This window comes from Microbacterium sp. SLBN-154 (assembly GCF_006715565.1).
Lineage (GTDB): Bacteria > Actinomycetota > Actinomycetes > Actinomycetales > Microbacteriaceae > Microbacterium.
The window spans coordinates 3412138-3434155 of record NZ_VFNL01000001.1; the positions used below are offsets into that span (position 1 = coordinate 3412138).

23 protein-coding genes are annotated in these 22018 nt (G+C 69.0%); 8 read left to right on the forward strand and 15 right to left on the reverse strand.

The window, feature by feature from the left end; all coding sequences use genetic code 11:
- Window positions 1-151: 151 nt before the first annotated feature.
- Window positions 152-1915, forward strand: coding sequence for a dihydroxy-acid dehydratase (locus FBY40_RS16500; protein WP_141939824.1), 1764 nt, complete (start codon window positions 152-154; stop codon window positions 1913-1915).
- On the forward strand, window positions 1912-3282 hold the full coding sequence (locus tag FBY40_RS16505; RefSeq protein WP_141939825.1) for an FAD-dependent oxidoreductase: 1371 nt from the start codon (window positions 1912-1914) through the stop codon (window positions 3280-3282). Before FBY40_RS16500 ends, FBY40_RS16505 begins: the two co-directional genes overlap by 4 nt.
- Here FBY40_RS16505 and FBY40_RS16510 read toward each other — a convergent pair.
- The 9 genes from FBY40_RS16510 to FBY40_RS16550 form a co-directional block, all read right to left on the reverse strand.
- Window positions 3228-4070 carry an IclR family transcriptional regulator gene (locus FBY40_RS16510; RefSeq protein WP_141939826.1) on the reverse strand — a complete coding sequence of 281 codons (843 nt, stop codon included), beginning with the start codon at window positions 4068-4070 and terminating at the stop codon, window positions 3228-3230. The two genes, FBY40_RS16505 and FBY40_RS16510, sit on opposite strands and share 55 nt — an antisense overlap.
- A 78-nt stretch (window positions 4071-4148) precedes the next feature.
- On the reverse strand, window positions 4149-5042 hold the full coding sequence (locus FBY40_RS16515) for an ABC transporter permease (RefSeq protein WP_200830009.1): 894 nt from the start codon (window positions 5040-5042) through the stop codon (window positions 4149-4151).
- Between the two features lies 1 nt (window position 5043).
- Complete coding sequence (locus FBY40_RS16520) at window positions 5044-5874, reverse strand: ABC transporter ATP-binding protein (protein WP_141939827.1); 831 nt, start codon at window positions 5872-5874, stop codon at window positions 5044-5046.
- Window positions 5875-5953: 79 nt separating this feature from the next.
- Window positions 5954-7051, reverse strand: a complete 1098-nt coding sequence (locus FBY40_RS16525; protein ID WP_141939828.1) for an ABC transporter substrate-binding protein — start codon at window positions 7049-7051, stop codon at window positions 5954-5956.
- A gap of 115 nt (window positions 7052-7166) precedes the next feature.
- On the reverse strand, window positions 7167-7589 hold the full coding sequence (locus tag FBY40_RS16530; RefSeq protein WP_141939829.1) for an aconitase X swivel domain-containing protein: 423 nt from the start codon (window positions 7587-7589) through the stop codon (window positions 7167-7169).
- Window positions 7586-8866: an aconitase X gene (locus tag FBY40_RS16535; protein WP_141939830.1), complete on the reverse strand. Its 1281-nt coding sequence runs from the start codon at window positions 8864-8866 to the stop codon at window positions 7586-7588. The genes FBY40_RS16530 and FBY40_RS16535 overlap by 4 nt, the downstream gene beginning before the upstream one ends.
- Window positions 8867-8874: 8 nt before the next feature.
- Window positions 8875-9132: a hypothetical protein gene (locus FBY40_RS16540; protein ID WP_141939831.1), complete on the reverse strand. Its 258-nt coding sequence runs from the start codon at window positions 9130-9132 to the stop codon at window positions 8875-8877.
- Window positions 9129-10244: a hypothetical protein gene (locus tag FBY40_RS16545; protein WP_141939832.1), complete on the reverse strand. Its 1116-nt coding sequence runs from the start codon at window positions 10242-10244 to the stop codon at window positions 9129-9131. Before FBY40_RS16545 ends, FBY40_RS16540 begins: the two co-directional genes overlap by 4 nt.
- Window positions 10241-10786 carry a UGSC family (seleno)protein gene (locus FBY40_RS16550; protein WP_141939833.1) on the reverse strand — a complete coding sequence of 182 codons (546 nt, stop codon included), beginning with the start codon at window positions 10784-10786 and terminating at the stop codon, window positions 10241-10243. Before FBY40_RS16550 ends, FBY40_RS16545 begins: the two co-directional genes overlap by 4 nt.
- Before the next feature lie 161 nt (window positions 10787-10947).
- On the opposite strand from FBY40_RS16550, the gene FBY40_RS16555 reads away from it, so the two are divergent.
- Genes FBY40_RS16555 through FBY40_RS16580 form a run of 6 tightly spaced genes read left to right on the forward strand, consistent with a single transcriptional unit; the run spans window position 10948 to window position 17131 of the window.
- Window positions 10948-12096: a zinc-binding dehydrogenase gene (locus FBY40_RS16555; protein ID WP_235014978.1), complete on the forward strand. Its 1149-nt coding sequence runs from the start codon at window positions 10948-10950 to the stop codon at window positions 12094-12096.
- On the forward strand, window positions 12093-12545 hold the full coding sequence (locus FBY40_RS16560; protein ID WP_141939834.1) for a MaoC family dehydratase: 453 nt from the start codon (window positions 12093-12095) through the stop codon (window positions 12543-12545). The genes FBY40_RS16555 and FBY40_RS16560 overlap by 4 nt, the downstream gene beginning before the upstream one ends.
- A complete protein-coding gene (locus tag FBY40_RS16565) occupies window positions 12542-13459 on the forward strand; it encodes an SDR family oxidoreductase (protein ID WP_141939835.1) in 918 nt (305 codons plus the stop codon). Before FBY40_RS16560 ends, FBY40_RS16565 begins: the two co-directional genes overlap by 4 nt.
- Window positions 13456-15078 carry an AMP-binding protein gene (locus FBY40_RS16570; protein WP_160141432.1) on the forward strand — a complete coding sequence of 541 codons (1623 nt, stop codon included), beginning with the start codon at window positions 13456-13458 and terminating at the stop codon, window positions 15076-15078. Before FBY40_RS16565 ends, FBY40_RS16570 begins: the two co-directional genes overlap by 4 nt.
- On the forward strand, window positions 15075-15959 hold the full coding sequence (locus FBY40_RS16575) for an amidohydrolase family protein (protein WP_327437061.1): 885 nt from the start codon (window positions 15075-15077) through the stop codon (window positions 15957-15959). Before FBY40_RS16570 ends, FBY40_RS16575 begins: the two co-directional genes overlap by 4 nt.
- Window positions 15959-17131 carry an acyl-CoA dehydrogenase family protein gene (locus FBY40_RS16580; RefSeq protein ID WP_141939837.1) on the forward strand — a complete coding sequence of 391 codons (1173 nt, stop codon included), beginning with the start codon at window positions 15959-15961 and terminating at the stop codon, window positions 17129-17131. The genes FBY40_RS16575 and FBY40_RS16580 overlap by 1 nt, the downstream gene beginning before the upstream one ends.
- Window positions 17132-17137: 6 nt before the next feature.
- Here FBY40_RS16580 and FBY40_RS16585 read toward each other — a convergent pair whose 3' ends face one another.
- The 6 genes from FBY40_RS16585 to FBY40_RS16610 all read right to left on the reverse strand — a co-directional run bounded on the left by FBY40_RS16585 (window position 17138) and on the right by FBY40_RS16610 (window position 21835).
- Complete coding sequence (locus tag FBY40_RS16585; protein ID WP_141939838.1) at window positions 17138-17932, reverse strand: IclR family transcriptional regulator; 795 nt, start codon at window positions 17930-17932, stop codon at window positions 17138-17140.
- 5 nt (window positions 17933-17937) lie between these two features.
- Window positions 17938-19164 (reverse strand): ornithine--oxo-acid transaminase, encoded by a 1227-nt coding sequence (gene rocD / locus FBY40_RS16590; RefSeq protein ID WP_141939839.1) that lies wholly within the window; start codon window positions 19162-19164, stop codon window positions 17938-17940.
- Window positions 19161-20066: a dimethylargininase gene (gene ddaH / locus FBY40_RS16595; protein ID WP_141939840.1), complete on the reverse strand. Its 906-nt coding sequence runs from the start codon at window positions 20064-20066 to the stop codon at window positions 19161-19163. Before ddaH ends, rocD begins: the two co-directional genes overlap by 4 nt.
- A 125-nt stretch (window positions 20067-20191) precedes the next feature.
- Window positions 20192-21184 carry an NAD(P)-dependent alcohol dehydrogenase gene (locus FBY40_RS16600; RefSeq protein ID WP_141939841.1) on the reverse strand — a complete coding sequence of 331 codons (993 nt, stop codon included), beginning with the start codon at window positions 21182-21184 and terminating at the stop codon, window positions 20192-20194.
- 1 nt (window position 21185) lies between these two features.
- Window positions 21186-21410, reverse strand: a complete 225-nt coding sequence (locus tag FBY40_RS16605) for a helix-turn-helix transcriptional regulator (protein ID WP_141940250.1) — start codon at window positions 21408-21410, stop codon at window positions 21186-21188.
- Complete coding sequence (locus FBY40_RS16610) at window positions 21410-21835, reverse strand: hypothetical protein (protein ID WP_235014980.1); 426 nt, start codon at window positions 21833-21835, stop codon at window positions 21410-21412. Before FBY40_RS16610 ends, FBY40_RS16605 begins: the two co-directional genes overlap by 1 nt.
- Window positions 21836-22018 lie beyond the last annotated feature (183 nt).

Genomic DNA, 22018 nt, shown 5'->3' on the forward strand with positions numbered 1-22018 from the left:
GTGCGTGCAGCGCGAACGCGCACGTTAGGGAGAAAGCGCGGCACGCGGCGCGCTATGACTGTACGCATTGCGGTCTTCTAGACGCATTGCGTACACTTGCGTGGGCGGGCAGGGTCTGATCGAAAGTCGCCCGCGGGAGATGAGGTCGTCGATGCCCGAGCTGAGAAGCAATCTGCCGCCCACGTCCGCGCTCGGAATAGCCCGCCGCGCTCAATGGCGGTCGCTCGGGATCGCGGCGGCGGACCTCGCCAAGCCAAAAGTGGCGATCGTAAACACGTCGTCCGACCTGGCGGCGTGTTACGCGCATCTCGACGACATCGTCCCGGTCCTCAAAACCGAACTGCGCGAACACGGGCTTCTTCCGTTCGAGATACGCACAGTCGCCCCCTCGGACTTCGTCACGAGCGCAGGACGCGCCGGCCGCTACATCCTCCCGAGCCGCGACCTGATCGTCGACGACATCGAAGCGGCTGTGGAGGGCGCGAAGCTCGACGCAATGATCTGTCTGAGCTCGTGCGACAAGACGACCCCTGCGCATCTGATGGCTGCGGGCCGCTTGAACATACCGACCGTCATCATCCCCTGCGGGTACCAGCATTCCGGTCTCGCCGAAGGCCGCGAGGCCGACGTGGAAGAGGTGTTCCTTCTCGCTGCCCAGGCGGCCGTCACCGGCGCACCGACCGACCATCTCGCCGACCTCGCCGACGACGCGATCCTCGGACCGGGCGTATGCGCGGGTCTGGCGACGGCGAACTCGATGCACATGGTCGCCGAGGCGCTCGGCATGGCGATGCCGGGGTCCGCGCCTGTTCGCGCGAACAGTGAGCGGATGTGGGTGGGCGTCCGCGCGTCTGCAGCCGCGCTCTCCGACCTGATCGCTCGCGACGTGCGGCCCCGCGACATCATCACCCCCGGAGCGATCACAAATGCGGTGAGGACCATGCTCGCTGTCGGCGGCTCGATGAACACCATCAAGCACCTGCAGGCGATCGCCATCGAGTCCGGGCTGGACGTCGACGTGTGGGAGCTGTTCCGGACGCTCGGGCGGCAGACGCCCCTGCTGGCGGCGGTGCGACCGAACGGCCCGTGGCTCGTGGAGCAGTTCGAGGATGCCGGAGGCGGGGCGACCGTCCTGCGTGAGTTGCGTCCGCTTCTCGCGGGCGACGAGATGACGATCGCGGGGACGACCGTCGCCGAGAACGCGAACCGCGCTCCGGCGGCGGACGGCACGGTCATCCGGTCCATCGCTGATCCGTTCGGCACGGACCCGGCGATCTCCGTCCTGCGGGGATCCCTCGCGCCTGGCGGCGCCGTGGCCAAACGACCGGTGCCCGATCCCGGACCGCACCGGTTCCGAGGTCCGGCACGCGTGTTCGGCAATCGCGATGAGGCGATCGCCGCGATCGCCGACGGCCGACTCCGTCGGGGCGACGTCGCGGTCATCCGCGGCATCGGCGTCGCCGGCGCGCCCGGAATGGGGCTGACGTCCGCGTTCATCTTCGCCCTCCACGCGCGCGGTCTGGCCGAGCACGTCGCGCTCGTGACCGACGGGCAGTTCAGCGGCCTCGTCAACCAGGGCATCTCCATCGGTGAGGTTTCGCCCGAGGCGGCCGCCGACGGACCGCTGGGCCGCGTGCAAGACGGCGACATCATCGACATCGACCTCGCAGACGGGCGTGTCGACTTGCTCGTGCCCGCCGAGGAGCTCGCAGCGAGGGAACCGTACCGGGCTCCGGTCGAGCGCGACACCGGCGGCGGAATGCTCGATCACTACGAGCAGCTCGTGCAGCCACTCAACTGCGGCGCGGTGCTCTGCGCACGGCCGAACGCCGACCTGTGCGCACGACGGGATACCGCCCGCGGCGCAACCGGGCCCGAAGCCGCTCTGCATCGCACGACGAAGGAGATCGCATGAACACCACCAGCATCCGAATCCCGGCCGTCGATGTGCCGGTCATCGGCGAGTACGACGTCGTGGTCGTCGGGGGCGGACCCGCCGGACTGTTCGCCGCGGCCTCGGCCGGTCGCGCAGGCCGGTCGACGCTTCTCATTGAACGGTACGGCTTCCTCGGGGGCGCAGGAACGATGGGCGGCCTCAGCACCTTCTGCGGACTGCACGCCCGGGTATACGGCGATGACATGCGGGTGATTCGCGGACTGACCGACGAGTTGCTCGATCGTCTCGAGGTGCTCGACGGGCTCAATCCTCCTCACCTGAGCGTCGACAACCGCATCATGGCGCAGGCCTTCGACATCTCGGCGTACAAGATCGCCGCCGATGAGCTGATGGGCGCCTCCGGCGTTGACCTGCTCTTCCATGCCACGGCTGTGGGGACGGTGATGGACGGCAACCGGATCGATGCGATCATCATCGAGTCGAAGTCCGGCCGCCAAGCGGTCCGCGGGCGCATGTTCATCGACGGATCGGGTGACGCCGATCTCGCGGTGTGGGCCGGCGCTCCCGTGGAGCGGTCCGAGCATCTGCTCTACCCCTCGCTGATGTTCCGGATCAACGGCGTCGACCCGGTCGCAGCGGGGCCCGCGTGGAAGACGATCCGACGAGTCATGGAAGAGGCTGAGGAGGCGGGCACGCACCGGTTCCCACGTAAGAAGCCGATCGTCAGACCGCAGCGTCACCCGATCGAGTGGCGTTCCAACCTCACGCAGCTCAGCAATGACGACGGAAGCGCGGTCGACGGCACCGACGTGAGGCAGCTGACCCACGGGGAACTGCAGGGACGGCAACAGGTCAAGCACACGTTCGCATTCATCCGTGAGCGCACACCAGGGTTCGAAGAGTCTTACGTCGTCGACATCGCCCCGCAGATCGGGATCCGCGAAACGAGGCGGATCGTCGGTTCCTACAGTCTGACGGAGGAAGACATCCTCGGCTGCGCGGATTTCGACGACACGATCGGCGTGAACGGGTGGCCGGTCGAGGCGCACGTCGCAGGCGACGTCGAGTTCCGGTTCGCCGACAGTGCGAGCCGGGGCTTCAACCAGATGCCGTACCGCATGCTGGTGCCGCAGGGCGTACCGAACCTCCTGGTCGCCGGCAGATGCGCATCGATGTCTCAGCGTGGCCAATCCTCCGGACGGGTCACGGGTCCGTGCTTCGTCATGGGGCAGGCAGCAGGCACTGCCGCCGATCTGGCGCTCGCCTCGGACACTGACGTCGCCAGCGTGGATGTCGGCCTTCTGCAGCAGCGGCTCGTCGCCGCCGGTGCCTACCTGGGCACGGAGTTGCCGTCTGCGTCGATGGTCGTTCCGACGCCAGCTTGACCGGAACGGAAGAGGTGGGGGTTCGCGGCGCGGTGGCGTGCGGCGATCTCTGCCGCGGCCTCGCGCAACACCGGCACGATCTCGGCAGTGAGGGAGTCGGCATCCGATCTCACCGTCGTCGAAGACACAGTGAGCGCCGCCACAACGCTGCCGTCTACGACCACCGGCACTGCCGCGGCGATCATGCCGGGATGGAGCTCCTCGAGTGACAGGTCGTACCCGCGGCGGCGAACATCCTCGAGATGCGTCCGCAGGGGTGCGGCTTCGACGATCGTCCGGGGCGTGAAGCGCTCGCGACGCTGGTCATCGAGGTAACGCTCCCTCGACACCGGGTCCAGGCTCGCGAGCAGGACTCGGCCCACAGCCGTGGCGTGAGCAGGGAGCCGCATACCGACGCGCACCGCGTCCGGCAGCGGGCGCCTCTCTTCCACACGCGCGACGTGGATGACGTCGTAGCCGTCGAGCACCCCCAGGCTGCACGTCTCACCCGTCCGGGCCACGACGTCAGACATGACGGGGTGGGCGATCTCCGGCAGCGACGATGATGCGAAGTACCCGGCGCCCAGTTCCAGAATGCGTGCGGTCAGACTCCACCTGCCGTTCTGCACCCGGACGTAACCGAGGTGCTCGAAGGTGAGCAGGATGCGTCGGACCACCGGGCGAGGCAGTCCGACCCGATCGGCCACGCCGCTCACACTGAGCGCAGCGTCATCGCCGCCGAAGGCCCTCAACACCGCAACCGCACGCTCGACGCTCTGGATACGGTCGCGTGATCGTTCTTCGGCCAACGTTCTCCCACTCGCGTCGTCTCGCGCTCGCGCGCCCCGCTCTCATCCTAAAGACCGGGGCGCGCGGAGCTCGAGGAGTCACGTCTCAGAGCGCAGTCCGTACACCGACTCGTGCCAGGGGATGAAGAACCTCTTGGCCTCATTGACGATGAGGTAGAGCACGAGTCCGATCAGCGCCAACAGCAGGATCAAGGCGAACGTCCTCGCGGCATCCAGCGAATTCATCGCTCTCACCACCATCGCACCGAGTCCCTCGCTGCCTCCCAGGTACTCGCCCACGATGGCTCCGGTCGTGGCCAGCACGATGCCGACCTCCATCCCGGCGAAGAGGTAGGGCTGCAGGCTCCGCAGCTCGAGCTGGGTGAACGTCTGGGCGCGCGAAGCGTTCAGGCTGCTCATCACCTCGCGCTGACCCTGCTCGACGGACCGAACGCCCAGGAGCACATTCAGCATGACGGGGAAGAAGGCCAGAAGCGCAGCGAGCACGATCTTCGAGGTCATCCCGAACCCGAACCAGATGACGAAGAGCGGGATGAACGCCACTTTCGGCGCGACCTGGGAGATGACGATCAGAGGACGGATGCTCAGTTCGAGCCAGGGAAGCTTTCCGAGCACCACTCCGACGACGACGCCGAGGATGACCGCCACGGCGAATCCAATGAGGATCTCGCTCACGGTGATGCCGAGCTCGGCCCAGGTCGCAGGATCGGTGACGAGAACCACGAAGGCCTGCCCGACCGCGGCCGGCGGAGGGAAGACGAACGGGTTCACGTCGCCGAGCGTGACGTAAAGCTGCCAGGCCACGATGATCAGGATCACCAGCGACGGGGTGACGATCCACGGGAGGATCTTCAGCATCCGCCCCTGCGGCTGCCGGCGCTGCACCGCGACGGGAGTCGTCGGCGCATCATCGACCGTCGTGCGGGCGCCGGGGGCGCTGGTCGGCTCATGTGTCCGGGTCGTCTGGGACATCTCAGTGCTCCTCGTCGAGGTCCTGGCGCAGCGCGCGGACGATGTCGTTGAATTCGGGGGTGGTCTGGAGATCGATCGTGCGGGGCTTGGGCGTGTCGACGGGGAGGATCTGGCGGATCCGACCCGGCCGCGGCGTCATGTGGACCACCCGGTCCGCGAGGAAGACCGCCTCGGGGATGTCGTGCGTGACGAAGACCACCGTCGAGTTCGTCTCCAGCACGATGCGCTGCAACTCGAGATTCATCCGCTCCCGGGTCAGCGCATCGAGAGCGCCGAACGGCTCGTCCATGAGCAGGAGGTCGGGGCGGGTGCTCAGTGCGCGGGCGATGGCGGCTCGTTGACGCATCCCGCCGGAGAGCTCGCGGGGATAGGACTTCTCGAACCCCGAGAGCCCGACGAGCGCGGCCAGCTCCTGCGCCCGTTCGCGTCGCTCCCGTTTACCCACTCCGCGGAGCTTCAGGGGAAGGGCGATGTTGTCCAGGACCGAGAACCAGGGGAAGAGGTTGCTCTCCTGGAAGACGAAGCCGAGCTTCGTGATCGCCGTCGGATCGACGCGGCTGCCCTTCCACAGCGGCTTGCCGTCGACCTCGATCGTTCCGGCGCTGGGGGCGAGAAGGCCGCCGATCATGCGCAGGAGGGTCGTCTTGCCGCAACCGGAACGACCGATGAGGGCGACGAATTCGCCCCGCTGGATATCGAGGTCGATTCCCGATACCGCGTGCGTGACGCCCGACTTGGTGTGGAAGTCGCGGCCGATGCCCTGGATCTTGAGCCTGGGCCTGTCGACCTCGGTGGTGGGGGGAAGAACGGATGCGACGGTCTCGCTGGCCATCGTCGGCCTCCTGTGTCGTCGTGATGATCGGGGGATGCGCGGTGACCCCGCCCGGGAAGCGGGCGGGGTCACCGTCGTTTCAGTCGCCGGGCACGTAGTCGTTGGTGATCCACTCCTGCGGGTCCTTGCCGCCCTGCAGGAGTCCGGCATCGACGTAGGTGTCGTACGTCGTCTGCCAGGCATCCACGTCGTTCTCCAGCAGGCGGACGTCGGCGGCCTCGTTGACCCACGTCTCGGTGGTGTAGATCTTCAGGGCCTCGACGGCGACCTGGTCGTCCTCCAGCGCCGGGAACGACCAATCGCCGCTCTCACGCAGCGTCTGCAGCACGTTCTCGAAGTCGTTGGGTGCGTCGTCGATGACGTCCTGGACGGCTTCGTCGATCGCGGCGAGGAACGCCTCGAGGTCTTCGACGAGCTCGGGATCCTCGAGATTGTCGGCGGTGGTGATCCAGGTCTGGATGTCGGGAGCGTCGGTCAGGCCCGCGGGATCGACGACCGCATCGTCATTCTGCTGCGCGATCGCGAGCGAGGTGTCCAGGCTCACGATGTACCCGTCGAGCTGCCCCTGACGGACCACCTCCATGGTGGCGCCCGTCACCGGCACGGCCTGTCGGGTCACCGAGTCCAGCGGGACGCCGTCCGCGCCGAGCGCCAGATCGAGCATCTTCTCGCTCGTCCCGCCGAGCGAGCCCATCCCGATCGTGGCACCCTCCATGTCCGACGTGGAGGTGATGGAGTTGTCTTCGGTGGAGGCCACCCGCAGGTTCGACTTGTAGGCCATCGTCCCGATCGAGCGGAGCTCCTGCCCCTGCTCCATGGCGGGGAAGACATCCACCGTGCTGGCGCGGGTGATCGGGGTCGCCCCACCCAGGAGCGCCTGGATGGCAGCGGCCGTGCCCTGTACCGGCTGCAGCTGGACGTCGAGGCCGTGCTTTTCGAAGTACCCGCCCGAGTACGCGAACATCTCCGGCGTGAAGCTGAAGGACTCCAGCGGGAGGAAGGTCACGACGAGCATCTTCGTGAGTTCCGTCTCCTGCTCGTCGCCGTCGGACGCCGCGGGGGCTCCCCCCGTGGAACAGGCCGTCAGCGCCAGCGCGCCTGCAGCCAGGAGCGCGGTGGCGACGCGGGCGTTGATCCGCCTGCGGGACGTGGCCGGGGGACGCACTGCTTTGCTCATTTCTGACTCCTGTGTCGGGATGATCCGCCCACGCCATTGCGGGCGGCAGTGACGAGTCTGCAGAGCGCTTTCGCGTCGTCCAATGACCTTTTCATTGTATGGAATGCCGTGTGGATCACGTCGAGGACGAAGCGGATTGGAGGATCGTGACGACACCGCTCTCGCCGTCGACGCGCACGAGGTCACCGGTGCGGATGGTCTCCAGGGGGCGGGGAAGCGCCTGCACCACCGTGGGCACGCGCGTGACGATCGCACCCAGCACCGCCTTGGTGGTGAGCACGTCGAAGACCATCGCGGCCGGCGCCGTTCCCATCAGCCGGGTGCTCTGGAAGAAGCCCGACCAGCCCGATGAGCCTTTGGCGCCCGGGAACACCAGCACTTGGCCGGTGAAGCACACTCCGAAGAGCTCGTGCCGCGGCTCGATGACCGTTCCCGTGGCGACGTCGATACCACCGAAGCCAGAGATCGGTTCGCGGGTGACCAGCGCGGGCGCCTCGACGACGCCGGGCACGATCCCGCGCCCGCGGAGCTCGATCACCGCAGCCCGCCTCCCCAGCGCCCGGTGAGCGCGGCGTCCACGCACTCTTCCAGCGTTCCGAACCAGGCCTCGATCCCGAGGATCGCCGGCAGGTAGTGCGCCTGCTTCGCGGAGTCGGTCGCGAAGACGCGCGTCCCGGGCGGAGCCGCCCGCGACATCGCCGGGCAGGAGTCGGTCAGAACGCGGCCCCCGGCGGCCGTGATCGTGCGGGTGTATCCGTTGTGGAAGGCGACGGATGACAGCGCACGCGGCATCATGACCCACAGCTCGGTGTCGGCGTGCAGGCGGCGACCCTCCAGCAGAGCGGCGAGCTGAGCGACCTGATCCAAGGAGGCGTGCGGGCACCCCAGGAGCACGAAGTCGACGTCGCGGCTCGTTCCGCGGCTGTTGAGCGCGTCGTAGACCGCGGCCCGTTCGCGGGCGCCGTAGGAGACCGGTTCGGCGATGCGGGCTCCGCCGAAGGCGGCCTCGAGAGTCGGCGCCTCCGGAGTGATGCCCGGCAGGTGGTAGAGCTCCACGCCTCCGGAGGTGGCGGTCGCGGCGCCGAAGTGCTTCAGGTCGGCGAGGTCCGGCTGGCCCAGCTTCCCCACGACCGCAGGCCGCGCCTCCTGCACCAGTTCTCCCACGAAGTAGCCGAGCATCCCCCATTCCTGGAAGCCGTCCACGGTGACGTCGGCACGGACGAGATGGGTGGCGTGCCGGTTCTCCGGGAGGTGATTGCCCCAGTAGGGGATCTTGCCGGTGAGGGCAGCCGCACCGGTCGACGACGCGCCCTCGCAGTTCGTGCGCGCCCCGAGGACCGAGTTGCAGTACACCACCGCCGAGGACTCCATCCACGCGCAGTGCTCTCCGCGAACGGGCAGGTTGCCGACCTGGTAGGGGGTGCAGGTGGCGAGGATGTTGACGCCGCGGTCACTGAAGTACGACTCGGCGTCGTCCTGCAGGCGGATGGCGGAGTCGGCATAGTGCGTGAGCCCCGAGGCATCCCCGGCGAATCCGTGCTGGAGCTGACAGGTCGGCACCTTCATGCGCGGAATCTCGATGTCTCGATCGCAGTCGAGGTTGATCACCGCGTAGGCCTTCGCCCACCCGCCCTCCTCGACGAGCTTCGCCTTCGCCGGGGACGGCTGGGTCATCGTGCCCGCGACGTTGCGGGTCTCCACGAGCCGCTCGGCGCCGAGCGCGTCGCCGTAGCGAACGAGCAGGTCCATCGCTGCGGCGACGGCCTCGCCTTCGGCGCCGTCGCGCATCCGCTTCTCATCGTCGGTGAGACGCATGGGCTCGCCTAGTGCGCGGCCTCTGCGGGCAGGATGACGTGGTCGAGCGCGTAGGGGGTGGGCTCCAGCGCCTTGGCCATGATCGCCTCCATGACGTTGACCGGCACGAGGCAGTCGGCGCAGGCGCCTTCGGTCGCATCGATCCGCACCACGATCCGCTGCGGGTCCGACGGCTCCCAGCTGAGGACGTAGCCGTCGGCGGCCATCATGTCGGTGAACTGCTGCAGCGCCTCATCGACCGTCTGGGGCTTCGTGGCTTCGGTCATGCTGTCGCTCCGATCTTCTGATGCGAGTACGGGTGCACCCGAGGCGGGTTGAGCGTGAAGATCTCGACGACGGCCGACACCCCCGCGTTGTCGGCCCCGGCGACCATGATCTGGATCGAGGTGGGATTGCTCAGCGCTCGGACCACATCGGGCTCCTCCGTCTGGCTGGCGGAGTCGGGCATGGAGTCGGGATGCGTCGCCGCGAGACGCCAGCGCGTCTTGTGCGACAGGGCGTCCTTGCCGACCGCGACGAGGTCTTCGCGCTTGCGGACCGCGTTCTCGTACACGAACGACCGCAGATCGTCCTTGCTCCAGCCGGCCGATGCGAACACGTCCGCGTGCTCGGGCGTGAGCACCAGCAGCGCACTGGTGTACTCGTGGATCAACGCTCCGGTGCGCACGATCGTGTCCGTGAGATCTCGCGCGAGCTGTTCGGGCGACTGCGTGTGCCGCGCCTCGATGTGGATGACCGAGCGGATCACGAACGCCGTCACGACGTCGTCGGAGGCCTCGAATCCATGCTCGGTGTGGAGGGCCGGCCACGGGCTCTGCTCCTCGTTCTCGGCGATGCACGCCGAGTACTTCGCCGGTGTGCCCTGTGTCGCCTGGTCGAGTTTGTGCGGGTGCAGTCCGAAGACGTTGATGCAGCCCAGGCGGATCGCACGTCCGATGGTGGCGTTCGCACGGAAGCCGGAGCCGAAGATGTTGCCGGTGCTGTTGAGCGCGATCCGCTCACGCACGGGACCGTTGACCACGAGAAGCGGCGCGGTGCCGGTCGTGGACTGCCAGATCCCCCGTGCCGGGTGCGGCTCTTTCGCGATGGCCTCCCACGCGGCCACCACGACGGGGAAGTATTCGCTGCGGCAGCCCGCCATCGCCGCGTTGATCGCCGCGAGTCGCACCGTCAGATGACGGTTCAGATGGGTGATGGAGAAGAGCACCTCGTCGGGGTCGCGCGCAACGGTGGCGAGGAACTCCGCCAGCAGCGTCCCGGTCACGGGAACGACGGGGAGGCCGTCGGTCCACTCCTTGTCGAAGTAGTGCTCGACGATCTCTCGCAGCGCGTCGGCCTCCGCGATCGTGGTGTCATCCATGGTCGTCGGCGAACTCATCGTCCCTCCTCCACTCCGAGGATCCTCAGCACCTCGGGCATCGCGGTCATCGCGCGCTCGCGGACCTCTTCGGCTGTCAGACTCGCCATCGGGTGCTTCACCGCGTAGAAGTCGAACCCCGGGAAACCCTGGACCGACGCCATCGCCTGACCCGACATCAGGAACGAGTCGGAGGTGATGCTGACGGTCGGCACCCCCGCGCGCTCGAACATGATCCCGTCTGCGACCGTGGCCGCGCTGCACGATCCGCAGTCTCCGACGGCGGTGATGACGACGTCGCACTCGCGGACGATCTCCTCGAGCAGCGTCTGCTTCACGGGCGTTCCGAAGTAGTCCTTGGTGTACAGCCTTGCTTCGCCGGCGCCGTACTGGTCCTGCAGCTGCGCGGCGATCGTCTCGAGCAGCAGGGTGGAGTTGGGCTTGGTGTTGTCGAGGAGCCCGATCGTGAGCCCCTTGAGGCTGACCGGGCGCGGCGAGAGCGTGGTGTCGGCTGCGCCCGCCTCCATCCCGGTCGGGTCCAACAGCGCTTCCAGCTGTGCCATCGCGATCTCCCTCGGTGCGTCTCGGTCGGAACGTCGACAGGATGGCACGGCGGCCGCATCGGACTGCACCCTCGTTTTCGCTGTGCGGAAGAGTGCGTGCCCCGTGCGGGGCGGCCTGGCCAGGATGGGGCGACGACCTGAAGCCGACCCGAGGAGGACCCGTGCCCACTCCCCCTCCCGCGACGATGCGGGCGGCGATCCTGGCGGAGGACCGACTGGAGGTGCGCGAGATCGCCACCCCTGTTCCCGGACCGGACGAGGCCCTCCTCCGCGTGAGCGCCTGCGGCGTCTGTCACACCGACCTGCACGTCATGAAAGGCGAGGTGCACTTTCCGCGGCCGGCGGTGCTCGGTCACGAGGTGAGCGGATCGATCGTGGCCATCGGTGCCGGCACCGCCGATACGCGCACGCTGCGGGTGGGCGACCGCGTCGCGGCCGGGTTCATCATGCCGTGCGGCACGTGCGCGCAGTGCGCGCGCGACCGCGACGACCTCTGCACCGAGTTCTTCCGGCGCAACAGGCTCGAGGGAACGCTGTACGACGGCAGGAGCCGGCTGGCGATGCCCGACGGCTCGTTCCTGGCGATGTACTCGATGGGAGGCCTCGCCGAGTACGCCGTCGTCCCCCTGACCGCCCTCACGAGCCTCGACGACGACCTCGACCTCGACACCGCCTGCATCCTGGGCTGCTCCGGGCTCACCTCCTACGGGGCTGTCTTCCGGGCCGGCGCAGTCGCACCGGGGATGTCCGTGGCCATCGTCGGTGTCGGCGGCATCGGGACGAGCCTGATCCCGATGGCCCGCGCGGCCGGCGCCGAGAGGATCGTGGCGATCGACATCGCGCAGGAGAAGCTCGCGCGAGCGAAAGACCTCGGCGCGACCGCTGTGGTGGATGCCGCTCGGGAAGATCCCGTCGCGCGCGTCCGCGAACTCACGGGCGGGGTGGACGTCGCGTTCGAGGCACTCGGACGGCCCGCGACATTCGCCCAGGCGGTGGGGATGCTCGCCGACGGCGGGCGGATGGTGGCGATCGGCATCGCGGCGGGGGCCGCAGCCGCCGAGATCGAGATCACCCCGCTCGTGCGCCGGGGACAGCAGATCATCGGGTCGTTCGGCGCGCGGACACGCACCGATCTGCCGCAGGTCGCCGCGCTCGCCGCATCCGGTTCTTTCGATCCCGCAGATCTCGTCTCTCGCCGATACACGCTCGACGAGGCGGACGAGGCCTACCGGGCGCTCTCCCGTGGCGAGATCACGGGACGCGCCATCATCACCATGAGCGCCGCGCGCGCAGCAGAGGAGCAGCAATGACGACGGCCTTGACCCTGGAGGATCTCCCCGACGCGATCGGAAGACGGCTCGGCCCGTCGTCGTGGCACCCCATCACGCAGGACGACATCGACGTCTACGCCGATCTCACCGGCGATGACAATCCCATCCATGTGGATGCCGAAGCCGCGGCCGCGTCACCCTACGGCGGGCGCATCGCCCACGGCATGCTCACGTTGAGTATGGTCGTGCGACCGCTCCGGGAGATCTACCGTGTGAGCGGGGCGGGGATGGGGATCGTGTACGGCTACAACCGCATCCGGTTCCCCCAGGCTGTCCGCGCCGGCGCCCGTATCAGGGTGGCCGGCGAGGTCGCCGACGTGACGGAGGTCGCCGGCGGGTATCAGGCCACGCTCTCGCTCACGTTCGAGGTGGAGGATGCGACCAAACCGGCGGTCGTGGCGGAGCTCGTCCTGAGGCACTACCGATGAGCGGGGTGCAGCTGACCGACAGGGTCGCGATCGTCACGGGTGCCGGCCGCAGCCTCGGGCGCGCCTATGCGCGGGCGCTGGCCGAGGCCGGTGCGGCGGTCGTCGTCAACGACGTCGACGAAGCGGCCGCGGCCGAGGTCGTCGAGGAGATCGTCACGGCGGGAGGCCGTGCGGTCGCATCCGTCGGTGCGGTCGGTCCGACGCGGACCGCGGACGCGCTCGTGACATCCGCTCGCGAGAACTTCGGGCGTCTGGACGTCCTCGTCGCGAACGCGGGGGTCCTGCGCGATCGGGTGCTGTGGAAGATGGATGACGCGGACTTCGACCTCGTCGTCGACACGCACCTTCGCGGATCCTTCACGTGCGGACGGGCCGCGGCGTCGTTCATGAGGGAACAGGGCGAGGGGGGCAGGATCATCCTCATCGGTTCACCCGCGGGCCAGTTCGGCAGCTTCGGCCAGACGAACTACGCCGCGGTGAAAGCCGGGCTCGTCGCGATGGCGCGCACCTGGTCGCTGGAGCTCGCCCGCGCCGAGATCACCGCGAACGCCGTCATCCCGACAGCACTGTCGCCGATGACCGCCACGATCCCCGCCTACGCACAGGTCTACCAGGACTACCTGGCCGGCATTCCGATACCCGAACGGTTCCGCCGCGACAACGCGCTCGGGACTCCCGACGACGTCGCACCGCTAATCGTGTGGCTCGCATCAGAGGCGTCGCAGGGCGTGACCGGGCAGGCGATCGGCATCGGCGGCGACAAGCTCACCCTGTACGCGCACCCGGCCGCGCTCGACGCGGCGTACGCTGCCGGCGGGTGGGATGCCGCGGGGATCGACGAGGTGTGGCGCGCCCGGTTCGCTCCCCTCGCGCAACGCAGCGGCCCCCCGGTCAGAGAGCAGCCGGCATCGTGATCGCGGTGCACTACAGCGATCTCTGGCAGGGAATCGCGCGTGCCGATCCGGAGCGACCGGCGATCATCACCTCGGACGGGGAGATGTCGTACGCGCGCTTCGCCGCCGAGGCCGGTGCTCTCGCTCGCCACCTGCAGGAGCGCGGACTGGTGGTCGGCGACGCGGCGGCGATGCTGCTGTACAACCGTGCCGAGTACCTGACGTTCCTGTGGGCGTGCCTGTCCATCGGCGTCGCGCCGGTGGCCATCAACTACCGCTACCGCGCCGGCGAAGTGCGCACCCTGCTGCAGGACTGCGACGCACGCGTGCTGCTCGCGCCGACCTCACTGGCGCACGTGGTGCGAGAGGCGAACGCGGGCCTGGATCACCCCGTGGCGGTGATCTCGGTCGACGACGGCGGTCCGGCGATCGACGGCGCGGCCTCGTGGACCGAGATCGTCCACGAGGGCGGGGCGATGCCCGAGCGTGCGCCGAGCGGCGCCGACATGCGCCTGTACACCGGCGGGACCACGGGGGCACCGAAGGCGGTGGTGTGGGACGTCGACACCCTGCTCCACGCCCGCCGGCAGTCGACGTGGGGCATCGTGGGACTCGAGCCGCCCGCGGATCTGGCGCAGGCGGTGCGCATCGCGGTCGACCCGGCGACCCCGCGCGTGGTGACTCTGCCGCTGCCGCCGCTGCTGCACGGCACGGCCCAGTCGACGACCATGGGCACGCTCGCCCTCGGCGGTACGGTCGTGCTGCAGAGCGGGGCGAGCCTCGACGTGGCCGAGGCACTGCGGCTGGCCCGGGCGCACCGGGTGACGCGGATCATCGTGGCGGGGGATGCCGTTGCGCTGCCCTTCGTGGAGGCGATCGAGCGCAGCGGCCGGCGTCTGGCCGACCTCAGGTCGGTCCTCAGCTCGGGCATGCGATTCAGCGACGACGTGAAACGCCGACTGCATGCGCAGGGCGACGTCATGATCGTCGACCTCCTCGCCTCCAGCGAGGGGGGCCCTTTCGCATTCGGCGTCACCCATCGCGCCGAAGACCTGCCGGCCCGGTTCGTGACCACGCCCGAGACGGTGCTGCTGGATCCGGACCTCAACGAAGTGGCGCCCGTCGCCGGCGCCCTCGGCATCCTGGCCTTCCGCGGCGTGCTCCCGTCGGGGTACTACGGCGACCCCGAGAAGACGGCGCGCTCGTTCCCCGTCATCAACGGCCGGCGATACGTGATGCCCGGCGACTGGGCGCGTTCCCGAGGCGACGGATCGATCGAGCTGCTCGGCAGACTGAGCGCGGTCGTGAACACCGGCGGCGAGAAGGTGTTCCCGGCCGAGGTCGAGGACGTGCTGCTGGCGCATCCGAGCGTCGATGACGCGATCGTCTTCGGGCTTCCCGACGCGCGCTTCGGCGAGTCGGTGTGCGCGATGATCGCGCCGGTGCCCGGTGAGACGATCGACACCGCTGCGCTCGTGGTGCACCTCGACGCGCACCTGGCCGGTTTCAAGAAGCCACGCCACTTCTTCGTCCGCGACAGCCTCGGCCGGTCGGCGACCGGCAAGATCGAGCTCGCCCGGGTGAAGGAGGATGCCGCCCGCGAGCTGGCGGGGCGGGCAGCGAAGGAGGTCGTCCGTTGAGCACCGGACCGGGAATCGACATCGCCGCCGTCACGGCGATCGATGTCCACGTGCACGTGCAGATCGACGACAGCGGTCGCACCGCTTCGCCGCGGGCACTGACCGAGGCGATGGCGGCGTACTTCGGCAGCAGCGAGAAGCCCCGTACGGTCGATCAGACGGCGACGTACTACCGCGAACGGGGAATGGCCGCGGTCGTGTTCACCGTCGACGCGACGACGAACCTCGGTCACGCACCCAACAGCATCGACGACCTCGCTGCCGGAGCGCGGCGCAACGCGGATGTGCTGATCGCCTTCGGCAGCGTCGATCCGCTGCAGGGCCCGGCTGCCGTCGACGAGGCGCGACGCCAGGTGCACGAACTGGGGGTCCGCGGGTTCAAGTTCCACCCGTCGGTGCAGGCCTTCGATCCCTCGGCGGAGGAGTTCACCCCCCTGTGGGCGGCGATCGAGGAGATGCAGGTGCCGATCATCGTCCACACCGGCCAGACCGGGGCGGGAGCGGGAACGCCGGGCGGGTGGGGGTTTCGGCTGTCCCTGTCGAACCCGATGCTGCTGGACGACGTCGCCGCCCGGCATCCGCATCTGCAGATCATTATGGCTCACCCCAGCGTCCCCTGGCAGGACGAGGCGCTCTCGATCGCCACGCACAAGGCGAACACGTGGATCGACCTGTCGGGGTGGTCACCGAAGTACTTCTCCCCCGCCCTGGTCCGAGCGGCACGGACCTACTTGAAGCACAAGATGCTGTTCGGCTCGGACCTGCCCGCGCTGACCCCCGACCGGTGGCTGAAGGACTTCGCGCTGCTGGAGTACCCGGAGGACGTGCAGCGGATGATCCTCAAGGACAACGCCGTCCGCTTGCTCGGGCTGGAGCAGTGATGGCAGCCCCGACCGACCTCTTCGGCTACACCGGTCTCCTCACCGAGGCCGAATCGGGGAAGCTTCGGGACTTGCGCTCCTTGCTCGAGGAGCGTGCCCGGCCTCACCTGGCGCAATGGTGGGAGGACGGTGTCTGCCCGGCGCATCTGCGTGAGGAGCTCGCTGCGCTACGACTCGAGGACGATCCGGCCCTGCTCGACGACGGGGACCTGCCGCGCGCCCTGTATCTCGGATTCCGGCATTTCGAACTGGCCCGCTTCGATATGTCCATCGGAACGCTGTACGGAGGTCAGGTCGCGATGTTCCGTACCCTGATCCGGAAGGGCGGGTCGGACGAGCAGGTCGCCCGCTGGGATGCACGTATCCCCTCGTTCGCGTTCACGGGCTGCTTCGCGCTCACCGAGCCCGACCATGGCTCGGACGTCGCAGGGAGCCTGACCACGACAGCCGTCCGCGACCGCGACGAGTGGCGGATCACCGGCCGCAAGCGCTGGATCGGCAACGCTGCGCTCTCGGACGTCTTGGTCGTCGTCGCGCGCGACATCGCCGACGGCAGCGCGAAGGCGTTCGTCGTCCCGCGCGATGCCGCGGGAGTCTCGCTCGAAGATATCCGAGGCAAGATCGCGCTGCGCATGGTGCGCAACGCCGACATCAGGCTGGACGACGTCCGCGTCGCCGAGTCGGATCGGCTCGGCCGCATCGACTCGTTCCGCGATATCGCCGCGATCCTGGCCGATCTGCGCTATGTCGCGGGGTGGAACGCCGCTGGTCTCCAAGCCGGCGCCTACGAGGCCGCTCTGCGGTACACGACCTCGCGCGAGCAGTTCGGACGCCCGATCGCGGGCTTCCAGCTGGTGCAGGAGAAGCTCGCCCGCATGTTGGGGAACGCCACCGCGACGCTCGCGATGGCGGTGCGGCTCACCACCCTGCGCGACGCGGGCACCGCAGCCGAACTGCACTCCGCGCTCACCAAAACCTGGGCGGCTGACCGCGCACGTGAGACCGTCGCGCTGGCCCGCGAGATATGCGGGGCGGAGGGGATCCGGGTGGACTCGGATGTGGCGCGCTACTTCGCGGACGCGGAGGCGCTGTACACGTTCGAGGGCACCCACGAAATCAACTCGCTGATCGTCGGCAGGGCTATCACGGGACTGAGCGCCTTCACTCGCTGACGCGGCTCAGCCTTCAGCTCGTCCGAATCCGGCACTGTCGAGTGCACGCGAGATGGATGCCGCGGTGAGCCGCACCAGATGGATCATGTTCTTGCCGTCGACGTCCTGCTCGGTCAGCGCGAGCGAGACGGCGGCGACCACGGTCTTGTCTGCGCCCCGGACCGGAGCGGCCACACCGACGTGGACGTCGTCGACCTGACGGTCGCTGACCGCGTAGCCGGTGTGACGGATGTCATCCAGTAAGCGGTCCAGGACAAGGGGGTCGGTGAAGGTGCGCGGCGTGAAAGCCTCGAGTTCGCCGGCGAGCACTTGCGTGCGCACCTCGTCGGGAGCGTTCGCGAGCAGGACCAACCCGATCGCGGTGGCATGCAGCGGGTATCGCTTCCCGACCTGTGGGCGCCGCACCTGCCGTCGCGGGCTCTGGAATCGCTCGATGGAAACCAGCTCCAACCCTTCGCGGATGGCGAGGTGCGAGGCGTAGCCTGTCGTCTCGTACAGATCCTGCATGTACGGACGGGCCAGCCGCTGCAACCCGACCGACCTCGGGGCGAGCGAGGCGACCTCCCACAGCCGCAACCCGATGTTGTAATTCCCGTCGGTGTCGCGCTCGAGCGCTCCCCATTCGGTGAGGCGCCCCACGATGCGGTGACAGGTCGCGATCGGCAGCTCGCTGCGGCGACTGATGTCCGAGAGCGACTGCCGGACGCGGCCGCCCTGGAAGGTGCCGAGAATCGCGAATGCGCGGTCGATCAGCGAACGCGATCCGTCTCCAATCGGCTCCTTCGGCGATTCCTGCGTCATGCGGCTCAGCCCGCGAGGACGAGCTTCAGCTGCTCGACGGCCCAGTCCAGCTCGGTCGCGCGGATGACCAGAGGCGGCGCGATCCGGAGGGTCTGCCCCTGGGTGTCCTTGGCCAGGACGCCGCGCGCGAGGAGGCGCTCGGCGACCTCGCGGCCGGTGCCCACGGCGGGGTCGATGTCGATCCCGGCCCAGAGCCCCGCGATGCGCACCTGCGTGACGCCGTGCCCGACGAGTTCGGCGAGCCCCGCCTCGAGGTGCTCGCCCAGGGCGGCGGCGCGTTTCTGGAACTCGCCGGTCTGCAGCATCTCGACCACCCGCGTTCCGACCGCGGCGGCCAGCGGATTGCCGCCGAAGGTCGACCCGTGCTCGCCCGGACGGATGACGCCCAGGACGTCTCGGTCGGCGACGACGGCCGACACCGGCACGATGCCGCCCCCGAGCGCCTTGCCGAGCAGGTAGACGTCGGGCACCACTTCTTCGCGGTCGCAGGCGAAGGTCGTTCCCACGCGTCCGAGCCCCGACTGGATCTCATCGGCGATGAACAGCACGCCGCGCCGGGTGCAGATCTCCCGCACCGCGCGGAGGTACCCCTCGGGCGGGATGATGACCCCCGCCTCGCCCTGGATCGGCTCGATGAGCACCGCCGCGGTGTTCTCGTCGATCGCGGCCTCGATCGCTGCGGCGTCGCCGTAGGGCACGTGCACGAACCCGCCGCCGTACGGGCCGAAGTCGTCGTGCGAGACCGGGTCGTCGCTGAAGCCGACGATCGTCGTGGTGCGGCCGTGGAAGTTCCCGTGGGCGACCACGATCGTCGCCGCATCCGCAGCGACGCCCTTCACACGGTAACCCCATGCTCGCGCGACCTTGATGCCCGTCTCCACCGCTTCGGCGCCGGTGTTCATCGGCAGCACGAGGTCTTTGCCGCAGAGTTCGGCGAGCGCAGCGGCGAACTCGCCCAACCGGTCGCTGTGGTACGCGCGACTGGTGAGGGTCACGCGGGCGAGCTGCTCCTGGGCGGCAGCGACGATGGCGGGGTGACCGTGTCCGAAGTTCAGCGCGGAGTACGCCGACAGCAGGTCGAGGTAGCGCTTGCCCTCGACATCGGTGACCCACGCGCCTTCCGCGCGCGAGACCACCACGGGCAACGGGTGGTAGTTGTGGGCGAGATGCTGCTCCTCGGCGTCGATCACCCGCAGGGTCGCGGTGTCGGTCGGGAGTTCGGAGATGCTCACGACCCCTCCGTCCCGCGGCGGAGCTCGAGGGTGCAGCACTTGATACCGCCACCGCCGAGGAGGAGCTCGGACAGATCGATCATGATCGGGTTGTACCCGCGCTCGCGCAGCTGTGCCTCGAAGCCGGTCGCCCGCGGCGAGATGATGACGTTGTAGCCGTCACTGGCCGAGTTCAGCCCGAACACCGCCCCGTCGTCATCCGACACCCGGATGGCGTCGGGGTAGCGCTCGGCGAGGATCGCCTGGCCGCGCTCGTCGAACGCGTGCTCGAGGTAGGCGATGTTCGCCCGCTCGACCCCGCCCGGGCCCTCCACCGGGTCGAGGACCGCGATCGCGGTGTCGAGGTGGTAGAACCGCGGGTCGATGAGGTTCAGCGAGACGACCTCCTTGCCGAAGACCTCCCCCACCTCGCGGTGACTGTCACCGGTCGAGCGGAAGCCGGTGCCGGCGAGGATGGTCTCGCCCACGAGCAGGAAGTCGCCCTCGCCCTCGTTGACCTCGCGGGGCACGACGACGTCGTACCCGTTGTCACGGAACCACTCCATGAACGCCGGCCCCTCGGGCACCCGCTCGTCGAAGCGGAACTTCGCGCCGTAGGCGATCCCGTCGATGAGGAACCCACCGTTGGCGGTGTAGACCATGTCCGGCAGACCGTCGATGGGGTCGATCAGCTCCACCTCGTGGCCGAGCTCGAGGTAGGCGTCGTAGAGGGCCTGCCACTGCCGGACGGCCTTGGCGGTGTCGGTGGGGTTCGCCGGCTCCATCCAGGGATTGATGGTGTAGCTGACGGTGAAGAACTCGGGCCGGCACATGAGGTACCGGCGGTGCTGGGCGATGCGCCCCGTGGAGCTCGCGGTTGCGGCGGTGGCCTCGACGGTCGGCGCGGTGTTCTGAGTGGACATCGGTCTCCTTGCGAAGGTGCGGCGGACGCTGTCCAGAGGCCCGGCGGGGCTTCGAAGCCGTCGACCCGGGCACGCCGGGACCATTGTGCCACGGCCCCCTTCCATGCACCTGTGACGCCGCGCTCTCAGTCGGCGACGACCACGACCTTGCCCACCGTGTGCCCGGCGTCGACATGGGCGATCGCTGCTCCGGCGTCGCTCAAGGGGAAGGTCTTCTCGATGACGGGACGGATGACGCCGGCCGCCGTCATCCGCACGAGCTCAGCCGTCACCGGGGTCTTCGTCACGGCCGTGACCGAACGGAACCGCCGCGCACGGCGGCTGAGGAAGAGCGAGCGGATGATCCGAGGGAACGGTCCCCAGACGGGATGGCCGTCGCCCCCGACGAGGGCGACGGTACCGCCGTCGCGGAGACGGTCGCGGAGCGCCTCGAGCGGGAGTTCGCCGGCGATGTCGACGACGGCGTCGAAGGCTGCGGCGGGAAGGGAGGCGATGTCGTGGGTGCGGTAATCGAGGGCGCGCAGGGCCCCGAGATCTCGGAGGGTCTGCTCGGCCCGCGCACCGCAGGTCGCCCACACCTCCGCGCCGCGCGCGACGGCGAGCGCGGCGGTGAGGGTGCCGACTCCGCCCCCGGCTCCGACGAGCAGCACGGTCGACCCCGCCCCGACCCGACAGGTGTCGAGGATCGTCGACGCGGTGTTGCCCGCGATCGGCAGCGTCGCGGCGACGACCGGGTCGAGGCCCGCCGGCAGCGCGGTGAGTCGCTCTGCCTTCACCGTGACGAACTCCGCCAGCGTCTCGTCGCCGGCCCCCACGACGAGATCGCCGACGGCGAGCCCGTCGACGTCGGCGCCGAGTGCGACGACCGTGCCCGCGACATCCATCCCACGGCCCCGCGTGCGCGGGCGTCGCAGCCCGAAGAAGAGCCGGACCACGCGCGGCTCGCCGCGCATCAGGTGGATGTCACCGGAGTTGAGCGATGCGGCAGCGACCCGAAGCAGCACCTCCCTGCGACCGGGGGTGGGGACAGGGATCGTTTCGGCGTGCACGACGGCTGCGGGCCCGTAGGAGTGCTGGCGCCAGGCCGTCATGGTCTGCGGGATCGTGTGGGTGGTCATGTCATTCCTCCGGCGTGTCGGGGTAGTGGAAGAGGTCGTCGAGGCGCGCGTCGAAGACGCGGGCGAGCTGGAACGCGAGCTCGAGCGTCGGGGAGTACCGGCCCTGCTCGATGGCGATGAGGGTCTGGCGCGTGACGCCCACGCGGCGGGCGACCTCGGCCTGTGTCATCCCCGCGGCCTCGCGGACGGCGCGGATGGTGTTGGTGACCTTGGTAGGACGGACCATCACGGCAGGCCCGTCCGGTAGGCGCTGAGTCTCGCCATGCCCCCGAGAGCCGCGGAGAGGAAGAACCCGAGGAACAGGGCGTTGCCGATCCAGAACCAGGGCGCTTCGATCATCGCGAGGATCAGGGCGACGATGCCGCCGATCGCGAGGAAGCTCTGGCCGATCCGTTCGCCGAACCGCTCGATCTCGCGATCGCGCTGGTCGGCGGTGTGCTCGAGCTCGGGGTCGCGCATCCGTGCGAGCATGCCCCACACGATGCTGAGGACGATCGACAGCACGATGGCACCGGCGATCGTCCAGACCATCGGCCATACCCAGGCGATGTCGCCGACCGGCGTCGTGAACAGCTGCGGGACGATGAGTGCGAGATAGACCACCAGGCCGATGACGCTCGCGATGAGCTGAGCCCAGATCGTTCTCTCCATGTACGCCATCGCGTCCTCCGATGTCAAAGATTCTTGACACTCACCGTACGGCGGCAGGGCGCGCGGTGTCAAGAATCTTTTACATCCCGCGACCTGGGGGGCGCCGACCTGCACAACTCCTCATGGACGGCGTCGGACCCCCGCATAGACGGGGTTTCCGACCCGTCCGGCGCGGAATCTGAG